This is a genomic window from Bacillota bacterium, assembly GCA_013314855.1.
GTDB lineage: Bacteria > Bacillota > Clostridia > Acetivibrionales > DUMC01 > Ch48.
On the sequence record JABUEW010000136.1, the window covers coordinates 1 to 10,182 of the forward strand.

General features: G+C 37.4%; 11 protein-coding genes and 2 pseudogenes. 12 read left to right on the plus strand and 1 reads right to left on the minus strand.

Annotation, left to right across the window (positions count from 1 at the left end; all coding sequences use genetic code 11):
* Positions 1-529: 529 nt before the first annotated feature.
* The 9 genes and pseudogenes from HPY74_17450 to HPY74_17490 all read left to right on the plus strand — a co-directional run bounded on the left by HPY74_17450 (position 530) and on the right by HPY74_17490 (position 6,230).
* Positions 530-661: pseudogene (locus HPY74_17450) on the plus strand (GNAT family N-acetyltransferase).
* On the plus strand, positions 635-1,543 hold the full coding sequence (locus HPY74_17455) for a GNAT family N-acetyltransferase (GenBank protein ID NSW92421.1): 909 nt from the start codon (positions 635-637) through the stop codon (positions 1,541-1,543). Before HPY74_17450 ends, HPY74_17455 begins: the two are co-directional and overlap by 27 nt.
* A gap of 47 nt (positions 1,544-1,590) precedes the next feature.
* A complete protein-coding gene (locus HPY74_17460; protein ID NSW92422.1) occupies positions 1,591-2,919 on the plus strand; it encodes a GNAT family N-acetyltransferase in 1,329 nt (442 codons plus the stop codon).
* A gap of 81 nt (positions 2,920-3,000) precedes the next feature.
* Positions 3,001-3,321: a hypothetical protein gene (locus tag HPY74_17465; GenBank protein ID NSW92423.1), complete on the plus strand. Its 321-nt coding sequence runs from the start codon at positions 3,001-3,003 to the stop codon at positions 3,319-3,321.
* Positions 3,322-3,522: 201 nt separating this feature from the next.
* The gene (locus HPY74_17470; protein NSW92424.1) at positions 3,523-3,678 is read left to right on the plus strand and encodes a hypothetical protein; all 156 of its coding nucleotides are present in this window, start codon (positions 3,523-3,525) and stop codon (positions 3,676-3,678) included.
* Positions 3,671-3,979 (plus strand): phage integrase N-terminal SAM-like domain-containing protein, encoded by a 309-nt coding sequence (locus HPY74_17475; protein ID NSW92425.1) that lies wholly within the window; start codon positions 3,671-3,673, stop codon positions 3,977-3,979. The genes HPY74_17470 and HPY74_17475 overlap by 8 nt, the downstream gene beginning before the upstream one ends.
* Before the next feature lie 283 nt (positions 3,980-4,262).
* Positions 4,263-4,700: a GNAT family N-acetyltransferase gene (locus HPY74_17480; GenBank protein ID NSW92426.1), complete on the plus strand. Its 438-nt coding sequence runs from the start codon at positions 4,263-4,265 to the stop codon at positions 4,698-4,700.
* Between the two features lie 274 nt (positions 4,701-4,974).
* Entirely contained in the window at positions 4,975-5,412 is a 438-nt protein-coding gene (locus HPY74_17485) for a VOC family protein (GenBank protein ID NSW92427.1), read from the plus strand.
* A 329-nt stretch (positions 5,413-5,741) separates the two neighbouring features.
* Positions 5,742-6,230 (plus strand): annotated as a pseudogene (locus HPY74_17490) (class I SAM-dependent methyltransferase).
* Between the two features lie 238 nt (positions 6,231-6,468).
* Here the strand turns inward: HPY74_17490 and HPY74_17495 are convergent.
* Positions 6,469-7,638, minus strand: coding sequence for a transposase (locus HPY74_17495; GenBank protein NSW92428.1), 1,170 nt, complete (start codon positions 7,636-7,638; stop codon positions 6,469-6,471).
* A gap of 169 nt (positions 7,639-7,807) precedes the next feature.
* Here HPY74_17495 and HPY74_17500 point away from each other — a divergent pair, with 169 nt between their 5' ends.
* From HPY74_17500 to HPY74_17510, 3 genes are all read left to right on the plus strand, one after another.
* Positions 7,808-8,098, plus strand: coding sequence for a nucleotidyltransferase family protein (locus tag HPY74_17500; GenBank protein ID NSW92429.1), 291 nt, complete (start codon positions 7,808-7,810; stop codon positions 8,096-8,098).
* Between the two features lie 128 nt (positions 8,099-8,226).
* Positions 8,227-9,201, plus strand: a complete 975-nt coding sequence (locus HPY74_17505) for an aminoglycoside phosphotransferase family protein (GenBank protein NSW92430.1) — start codon at positions 8,227-8,229, stop codon at positions 9,199-9,201.
* A 378-nt stretch (positions 9,202-9,579) separates the two neighbouring features.
* Positions 9,580-10,182 (plus strand): hypothetical protein (locus tag HPY74_17510; GenBank protein ID NSW92431.1); only part of this gene is annotated, 603 nt, incomplete at its 3' end.

Sequence of the window (10,182 nt, forward strand, 5' to 3'; positions counted from 1 at the left end):
TAGTGACGCTAGCCTCATACTCCGCAAGCTGAGGGAGGAAAGAACATTGGAAAGCCGTATGAGGGAAAACTTCACGTACGGTTTGATGAGAAGGGGCAGGTGGCCACCTGTCCTTTACTCTACATATTAGGCACTTAATTTGTCCCAAATGGTTGTTGCTACTGGATCTGTGACATCATTTACCTGTTTACTTTTAAGGTCTTTTGATGTTACATTAATAATGTACACAACATTATTAACTTTAATTTGCACAAAATCCTGTAAGAAGATTACAGTTTCACCAACTGTATTGAGGTTATTTCGAATTTGTAATATTTGTATGAATATAAACGAAAAAAACATTGCAGAGAAATAACCTTCAAGCTTCTTAGGGTCACGTGCCTGGACTTTTTCAAAGTTAAGGTGTTGCTTGATATCTCTGAAGCTTGTATGTTAATTCCAAAATAATATCATGTATACCATGTTTGGAAACAGAAATATCATTTATATAATTATTGATATTTTTCAAACGAATCCCTGCTAAAAATATATCAAATATGGTTTACATAATATAGCTGTAACTGTAAATGCTTCGCCCAATGCTGTCCCAGCATATAAAGCTCTTGGATTTGTAGAACAGGGTGGTGAACAATGTATGAACGGTATAAGGTTTATACCAATGGTTTATTTTCTAAAGCCTGTAAGGCTGGTTTATCCGTCTGTGGAGTATAAAGAAAGCTTCATTGCAGCTAATGAGGAATACAAAAGCATGGGAGAGGCTTTTGAGAATATTGAAAAGCTTGAAGCGGATTTTGTAGGTTATATTGACAGGTTGAATAACTATCGAAAGGGCATAGACTTGCCGGAGAATTGGGTACCATACACCACCTTCTGGTTGGTTGAGGGTAATGAGGGTAATGAGTACATAGGCACTGGTTATGTGCGCCATGCTTTGACAAATAATTTAAAGGCTATTGGCGGGCATATTGGGTACGGTATACGCCCAAGTTGCCGCAGAAAAGGCTACGGCAGGTTTATTCTGAAGCTGCTGCTTGAAGAAGCTGCAAAACTCGGTATAAGGAATGCCCTTGTTACCTGTTCTCCGGATAATGAAGGTTCAAAACGTATTATTGAAGCTAATGGCGGTATCCTTCTAGATGAGATTATAGCCGAACTTGACGGGAAGCCGAGAAAAACTTTGAGGTACAGGATAAATACTGGTTTCACCAACAATATGCTTTGGGATGAAAAAGGTATTTGGTACCACGGCTCACCCCATGTTTTTGATGTATTACGTGCAGGCAGTACAATAACGCAAGATGAAAAGCTTGCACGTGCATTTTCGCACAAGCCTAGTGCTTTATTAGTTGATGATTGTGGTGGAATAACTCACAATGGCACTCAACCGGGGTTTCTCTATGCAATTGATGAAGCCATAATCCCCGGAGAGGATATATATCTTCATCCGCGCACCACAATGACCCTGGGCAAAGAATGGTTGACTGTCCGTGAACTAAAGGTAAGGTTGATAGATATTGATGAATGTAAGTGGAGTAACTTATGAATGTGCTATTAAAGGTCCACAATTATCGGTTGAAGCGGAAAACCACAATGGGGGAAACAATAGTATTGCGCCCGATGATGGAGAGCGACTGGTCGCTGCTAGAGGAGTGGAATAACGACCCCAATGTTCTTTATTATAGTGAAGCAGAAGACGTGCAAGGCTGGCCACCTAATGCAGTACGAGAGCTTTACAGGAGCGTATCGCAAAACGCTTTTTGCTTCATCATTGAATACAACGATATTCCAGTCGGAGAATGCTGGTTGCAAAAGATGAATCTGCCTGATATTACGAAAGAGTTTTCAGGCCTTGATACAAGAAGGATAGACATAATGATAGGAGAGAAAGATTATTGGGGGAGAGGTATTGGGACCACCACCATCAGCCTTCTCACTAAATTAGGTTTTGAAGACGAAAAAGCAGATATTATATTTGGGTGCAATATTGCAGATTACAATAAAAGGAGCTTGTGTGCCTTCTTAAAAAACGGTTTTGAACTTTACAAGACAGTAGAAGAACCAGAGGGATGCAAGGCAAAACATTCTTATTATGTACTTCTTAAAAAAGAAAGGTATGCAGAGATTTTGTTTGCACGATACAGAGGCATTAATCAGTTTGGGAAGGCTTATGAATATATGCTGTCTAATGATACCCATGCGCCTGGTTCGGTCGATAGGATGCTGGCAGATAAGATGGTGCGGCTTTGTGATGATACAAAGAAGCTTCTTTATGCTGAACCGGTGCCATGCAGTTATGAGAAAGGTTTACGGCCAGCTCTTGAGGCATTTGTTGAACATGCTGTTAGAGGTGCCGACAGCGATGAGGAAATACTGGACCGTTTGCTTGACGCGCTGTTGCCAATTGTAAAAAAGGGCGAAGATATAACCCTTGACCAAATGCTTTTCGGCGGCCTGGAAGAAGAAATAATCATGCGTGGTAGCGACTGGTGCACAGATATGGCCCGGGTAGCTTGCATATTGGCGCAGCTGGCCGGTATTCCTGCAAGAATAATATATGCTTTCAATCTGAAGTCGGCATACTCAGGACATGCGTTGATTGAGGCCTTTTATAGAGGGAAATGGGGTGTAGTTGATCCAATAAGGGGTATGCGCTACCTAAAAGGGGAAGATGGCTCGCCTGCCTCGGCATGGGATTTGATGAATAAGAATCCAGTAAAAGCTTTTTCTGCCGGACGTGCTGATGTTGTTGATTATGATCAATATTTGGGTGTTGCAGTTGCTGATTATAAAGTTTCAGATCGAAAGCAATTTGACTACTCGGTTTCAACTTTGAATGATTATTGTAAAGCAATACTTGAAGAAAGCATAAAGGGTTGGCCTAATGGTTTGAGGTGGATTTTTGGAGAGGATAGTAATTGATTCATTCTATATAAAATTCCCAATATGGAAATATATCAAGTGTTTTCTTTTGCTTGCTTTTCGACGCTTGAGGCACGTTGAGTGCGTAGTTCTGATGTCAAATGTAAAAAACGTATAAGGGATGAAGAGCGGCTTAAATACAGGGTTTTCTGGTGTTTTGCCACTTGTGGCAGGGGTGTTGGTGGGTGGTCAGGATGCCGGAAAGCCCTGTTTTTTTGTTTGTGTGATTGCCCGAGGGAATATATCTACCGCCTTCCGGAGTTGCTTTCAGTGGGCAGGGTTATAAAGAAAAAAAGATGTGTTTTGAAGTTTTTTGATGTGAAGATTATAAATGTCCAAAATGTGGGCATGATGAGTATTATTGTATTAAAACCCGGAAGTTTATGTGCAGCATATGTTTGACTTTTATTAATTATTTATGGATAATATTGTAAAAACAGGGGTGAGAAGATGGTGGTAACCATCCAAAAAGGTGCCGGAGGTCGCTTGATTGTACGATTTCCATATTCCAGGGAAACTGTTGAAAAGATACGCCGGATAGAAGGGCGTAAGTAGCATCCGGAAGAAAAGTTTTGGACAGTTCCTGCGGATAAAAACACTGAAATGAAAGTCCGTCAGTTATTCTCATGTGATCAATTGAATTTCATAGCATCAGAGCATGAAACTGAACAAGAGATACTTTCATGTATGGCACCGGAACCCGAAGCAGCATCGTCCAGCAGGATCAACAGTAGATTCGGAGACGAGGTTGTTGCCTAAATCGTGGAGCGTGGTTGTTTTGCCAAAACTTTTAGAAGAACTTCAGTTGAAGGGCTACAGTCCTAAAACCCGCAAGAGTTATATTGGTCATGTGAGAAGATTTGCGTTGTTTTTCGGAGATGAACCCGAGAGAGTAGTCGTTGAACATGTACGCCAATATCTTTTAGAGCTGATATCAAAGCACAATCATTCCCATGTATATGTCAACCAGGCAGCCAGTGCATTGAAGTTTTTAATGGCGAATGTTTTAAAGGACAAGGTAGCAGAGTGTATTGATATACCCCGGTGTAAAAAAGAATAGAAACTTCCGATGGGGCATGCAAGCTCTAAGACAACAGAGATTTATACCCATGTATGTGAAAAAGATATACAAAGGATCCGTAGCCACATGGATGATTTTATGAATCTCTCTACCATAGTGCAATTTCCCGAAACAGGTTCGGAAATCCCTCTACATAGGGAGATTACCCGCAATAGGCTCGGGAATCCCTCCACATAGGTAGATAACACGAGACAGGTTCAGGAATAAGGTGTTATATAAAATACGGCAGGAAAAACGGAGCGCCCGTACGGGGCGCGAAGGTTTGAAAGTGGAACTGGCAGTGATAAATAAAAGAAAGGGGATTCTTTTGGAAGAGTTAGAAATAAGGGTTTGTTCGGATGAGGAACTGGATTTACTGGCGATTCTGAATAAGCAACTAATTGAAGATGAAAAACACGATAATAAAATGAATATTGAACAGCTTCGGGAAAGAATGAAAGGGTTTATTCATACGGATTATGTTGCATATTTATTTGAGAGAAATTCGGAAACCATAGGATATGCTTTGATTGATCATACGAGAAAACCATTATATCTACGGCAATTCTTTATTTGTAGGGAAGTCAGAAGACAGGGATACGGAAAAACTGCATTTAAAAAGTTAATCGAGTTATTAAATACTGAAACCGTTGATATTGAAGTATTGTCATGGAATGATAGAGGTATAGGGTTTTGGAGGTCGTTAGGATTTAAAGGGTAGTGTCAAAAGTTTTATGAAAAAATGAAAAGGGCAAATTCGGGTCGCGGTAAGTAATTTCATGAAGTTGGGCAAGTAAGTTAATTCATGGAGTTGGCGCGACCACATCGATTCGACTAAGATAAGAACTATCTAAATCGAATCGACGTCAGTAATGCGCAGCCGTTAGGTGAAATATCGCTCTTCAACGTCGCCCGAGCCTCCGGCCGTCGCGCGAAAAATAAATGACAATCTAAGTAATAGTAAAATATTATGCATTTAAAGTGAGGTTATTGTTATGAGTAAAAAAAGGATTCCATTTATACACCACATTGAATTGAATGTTACGGATATTAAAAAATCAGTTGCTTTTTACTCTCCTATACTCAAATGGTTAGGATTCAGAAGATTCGTGGTTAGAGGGTGGGTTAGCGATAATCTGTTGATATGTATTTGGAGAAAGACAGTAAAAGAAAAAAGGTTGGTAGATGGAGCAGGATTACATCATTTGGCCTTTGGAGTTGAAACTCAAGAAGAAGTTGATGCCTTCTATAATGAGGTACTTTTAAAGATTAATGGAGTCAAAATTAAGTCTCCTCCAAAATATTGTCCGGAATTCAAATATAATGTATATTATGCAACATATTTTGACGATCCTGATGGCAATTACTTGGAGGTAGTATATACAGATCTAATAAGCGCTAAGAGATATTACAGCACATATAAGAGTAAATAATAGACATTATTTATAGAAAGTAAAAAAGAAAATCCGGCCTTGACTCCGCCGTGCAGCCGGGGGATGAGCGATACTTCACCTAACAATGCTGTCACGCAAGGATGTACAAGGTCTGAGTCCCTGATTTAGCGCCTGAAAAAAGCGTCCCTGGTACGCCACACCGATTTGCAGAGCGGTGACGGAGCACCACCCACCTCTATCTTCGCCGGGCAGGCTTGCCCTTGATAGACTAGGTACGGTTCAGCTAGAGGCTTTACTGCTCATCGGCGTCGTGACAGCTGAGACGTTAGGCGAAATGTTCGGCGTAAAAAAGAAAGGAGAACAGAATGATGCTTAAAAAAGGTATTGAGGTAGTAAAAAGTAATGGTATCAATTACCTATATAAAAACGGTAAGAAGATTAAGTATAAACCATGGCTTGGGGATTTATTTTCTTTTTTATATGACTCAATAATGGCAAACTCGGTATTCCCTAAGAAGTTTGAGGCTTCTATCGAAAAGCATACTCAATTTCTTAAAAATGAATATAGTAGCATTCATAATAGTGAAGTTTTAGAATTAGCAACAGGTAGCGGACACCTGTCTGAAATACTCCCGTATGATAATAGATATACTACAGGAATAGACATAAGTGAAGGTTTATTGAAAATTGCATATAAAAAATTTAATAATGCTGGTTTCAGAAATTTTGAGTTATTTTTATGTAGTGCTGAAGATCTACCTTTTCGAGATAATTTTTTTGATATTTGCGTATGTAATTTATCTTTAAATTTCTTTAGTCAGTTAGAAACTGTTATAAAAGAAATAAAAAGGGTATTAAACAACAAGTCATTAAAGATATTGGATGTCGGGTGCGGAACAGGAAGGCATGCAATTGAATTGTCAAAAAGAGGATATTTGGTTACAGGTATTGATTTATCAGAGGCACAACTTAAAAGAGCAAAAGAAAAAGCAGAAAGTAATAATCTCAAAATTGATTTTCTAAAGCTAGATGCAAGAAATTTGCCTTTTGACAATGAATTTGATGTTGCTATAATGCTTTGTGAGGGTGGATTTCCTAGGTATAAACCATCCTGCCTGAAGGAGAAGAGGTACAAGGGTCCTCACAAGTACAAACGCGTTTGCCGTTTACCCAGGAAATCTTGGGACACTCCCATTTATCCCTTGGAGCTCTTCCCTTACCCCTACAAGGGTAGGCATATTTAAAAGGAGTTCCATCCTTAGGGCAGAGCGGACGGCCTGACTCATCAAAACCAGGCTTAAGAAGCTCGGGATTGGTGTTTCTTGGATTTAATGGGATTATGGCTTTTTCAAAGCCGCACTCATTAAGCAGGAATGGATAGGTATCGTAGGTATCGAATATGGAATCGCCAATAAAGGTGTAGAGAGAGGTATCCGGATGCATATTGAGGAAGTCTTGAAGGACAGGTTTTAATGAGGTAGAGTCACCGATGGATTTATCCTCTTCGGGAGAGTCAGATTTTTTGTCTATTTCAACTTCCGGATGTTTTTCTTTGAAATCATCATTAAGGAAGGTAATATTTCTGACGATGCCGAGAGCATTGGTAAGGATAGTGAACTTATAAACGTAACAGAAGTGGCCGTTAATAAAGAGTTGTTTAACCTCATTATTGGAAGAAGCACATGAAGGCATCAAGTTATAGGCCATCTGGTATAGATTTACATCGGGGTTATCTTTATAAGCTCTTTTAAGCCTTTTTATAAGTGCATTTAGGAACTTGGGGTTATTCTCAGCAACGTAAGCTTCAATACCGGAAGTATCAAAAATGAGGGTAGAAGCAAGTTGGGAGTTGATTTTTTGACAAATGGGTTCTGTGATATCTACAAGGTTTTCAAAAAGGTCCTTAATATGTTCAACAAAATCCTTTTTAAACCTTGAGAACTGAGAATCATCGGGGACACTATCGAAAAACCCACAAAACTCTCGGGCTTCTCTGCAAAGGAGCAAAAATATAATTAACAAAGAGACTATAGGTATACCGAGAATTTTTTGAAGGATTAAAGCTGAAAGCATTGAAACCAAGGAATATTTCCTATCCCTTCCCAGGTAACTGTAGTAAGCACGATGGAAGGTAAGAGGGATATAAGATTCTAAATCAAAATATTCTGAGAGAAGGTTTAGGAAAGAAGGTTTGTTATTTTGGAACAAGTCTTTGCATTGGGAGTAAATGTCAGCGATAGTCATTTGTTTAAATGGTTTAAGCATTTGATTTTCTTCCTCCTTATTAGTGGTAATATTTCAATTTTCAACATAATTATACACTATTTGGGGGAGGAAATCAATATAAAAATTATGCTAAAACCCTATAATTTAAAGGGTTTCAGCATTTTACAAATAACTAAGTCATAAATAGAAGGAAGGAGGTTAATATTTCATGAAGTGTGAAGATATTATTACATTTTTTAAAAATAACAAGCATGAATTTGAAAAATATGGAGTTAGAAAAATCGGATTATTTGGATCATATGCTAAAAACCAGGAAGATGAAGATAGTGATATTGATGTTTTAGTTGAATTTAAAGAGGGGAATAAAACTTTTGATAATTATATGGACTTAAAATTTTATTTAGAGGATAGATTTAATAAACAAGTTGATTTAGTAATAAATGAAAATATAAAAGAGGATTTAAAAAAAGAAATTTTAGGAAGTGCTAGATATGCGTGATTATAGAATATATCTAAATGATATTATGAATTGTATTAAAAAGATAAAAAAATATACAGAGAATATATCATATGATGAGTTTGATAAGAACGAATTAGTTCAAGATGGAGTTTATAGGAGAACTAGTAATGAATAATACCCCTTTATCAGAACCGTATTTTATTATTAACTATTTGGAGAAACAGGGATTATTTAATGAAATTATTTTGGTAACATCAATAAATAATGGAGCAAGTAGAGCGAAGTTAATTGATGTTACTGATAGACGAGGACGCTATGTTATAAAACATACTCATCCCTTGTTGTGCGAAAATGATATCAACATGATGTACTTTTATGAAAAGGAATGGAAATTTTATTCACTTTTCCAAGAAAATGCAGAATTAACTATCCCGCAGGTCATCTACATTGAGCGTAACCCGGATTACGGAAATATTATTGTATTTCCTCATTACAAACGGATTGAGTATTCTTTATGGAGTACCGAATTGCAGTTGAAAGCAATAGATTTTTGTGCAAAGCTTCATAGTTTGAATACACAGCTTATTAAAGAATTAGATGTTGAGTATAAGAATATTTGCCCTGATAATGAAAAACTTTATAGTTCATTAGATGATTGGAATTTAGATGATTGGAATTATGTGCTTAGTCTACATGAAGGACATTTTGACAAGGAAATTTTAAAGTCCATTCTTAAAAGGTTTGATAGAATCTGCGATATTTTAAATAGTCATCCATATAGTATATGCCATGGCGATTTTCATGCGGATAATATAATGTTGAATAATGAGGACCTAGTAGTGTGTGATTGGCAAAACGTGGGTTTGGGGAAAGGTGCAAGTGATGTATCGTTTTTTATAAGCAGAGGTAAGGCAGCAGGTATAGATATGAATGAAGATAATTTAATAGCATATTATTGTGAAAGGCTTTCAAATTATACAAAAACAGAAATTAACAAAACTGACATTTATAATACAATAAACGCATCAACAGTTTTCGTATCATTCATGTTTTGGGCATATTATCTTAAAAATGTGGATTTTAATAGTGTTTCAAAAGTATATAATAAAATGATAAACTCATTTATTGCACTAAATCTTTAGCATATATAATCAAAACTATATAAGGAACCTATTCATCACTTATAAATTGTGAAGTATAAAAGAAATAGGGGCTATCGATGGGATGCAGGGGCCGTGCCGTCCACAGCAGCCTCTGAGACTATGGTCACTGTACGGCGCAAAACAAAGCAATCAAATAAACACTCAAGTAAAGGTTGCTGGCTTTTATTGAAAATGGTAAAATTGGATTTGTTAGACAAATTTTATCTTAATAAGGATAATAATGATTTGCCTGTGATTTTGCTATAAAGATATTGTAATGATTTGCTTAAAATTTATAGGTAAATTCTATTGCATCATCTATGCTTTTACAGGATAATTAAAGTATGCAGAGGAAACATATTTGGAGGATATAAATAATTGAAGGCAGGTAATACCATGAGCATAAATGATGTATTAAGTTATAAAGAATTTATGGAAAAAGTAAGGAAGTGTTTAAGAAATTTTTCAACGGAAGATTATCAAAATTTGATCTTAGACTGGGCTAGTGAAGAACATCCTTCAAGGAGACAAGAGTTTTTATACAAGTTAATATCTTCGAAGCAGAAGAAAGAAGTTATCCCTGATGAGGAAATGCTGATGGAGGAGATAGAAGCTTTTGCAAAGAGAGTGGAGGATGGTGAATATTGCATTGGATGGGGCTGGGATGATGCTATCCATGACGAAAGAGATTGGGGGGACGAAAGCTGGGCACAGGAAATGGACGAATTCTTGCTGCAAGCCAGAAGCTTATTGCTGCATGGCAAATATAAATTGGCTGAAGAGGTCTACAGAAGATTATTCGACGTATTGGAGTTGGGACGTGAACCGGGGCATCTTCCTGGCGATCCGGATTGTATTAGTATGCTAAGAGTGAATATGGATGAGCAGATAGCACTCTTTCTTAGAGCCGTATATATGAATTCCACTTGCAAAGAGCGACCGGCTTCGCTGTATGAATCAATGAATGAATACAGGAATCTG

Coding starts and splice junctions, on each gene's coding strand:
- HPY74_17455 (NSW92421.1), top strand. CDS start 635: ATGAACGGTATAAGGTTTATACCAATGGTTTATTTTCTAAAGCCTGTA.
- HPY74_17460 (NSW92422.1), top strand. CDS start 1,591: ATGGGGGAAACAATAGTATTGCGCCCGATGATGGAGAGCGACTGGTCG.
- HPY74_17470 (NSW92424.1), top strand. CDS start 3,523: ATGAAAGTCCGTCAGTTATTCTCATGTGATCAATTGAATTTCATAGCA.
- HPY74_17485 (NSW92427.1), top strand. CDS start 4,975: ATGAGTAAAAAAAGGATTCCATTTATACACCACATTGAATTGAATGTT.
- HPY74_17495 (NSW92428.1), bottom strand. CDS start 7,638: ATGCTTAAACCATTTAAACAAATGACTATCGCTGACATTTACTCCCAA.
- HPY74_17500 (NSW92429.1), top strand. CDS start 7,808: ATGAAGTGTGAAGATATTATTACATTTTTTAAAAATAACAAGCATGAA.
- HPY74_17505 (NSW92430.1), top strand. CDS start 8,227: ATGAATAATACCCCTTTATCAGAACCGTATTTTATTATTAACTATTTG.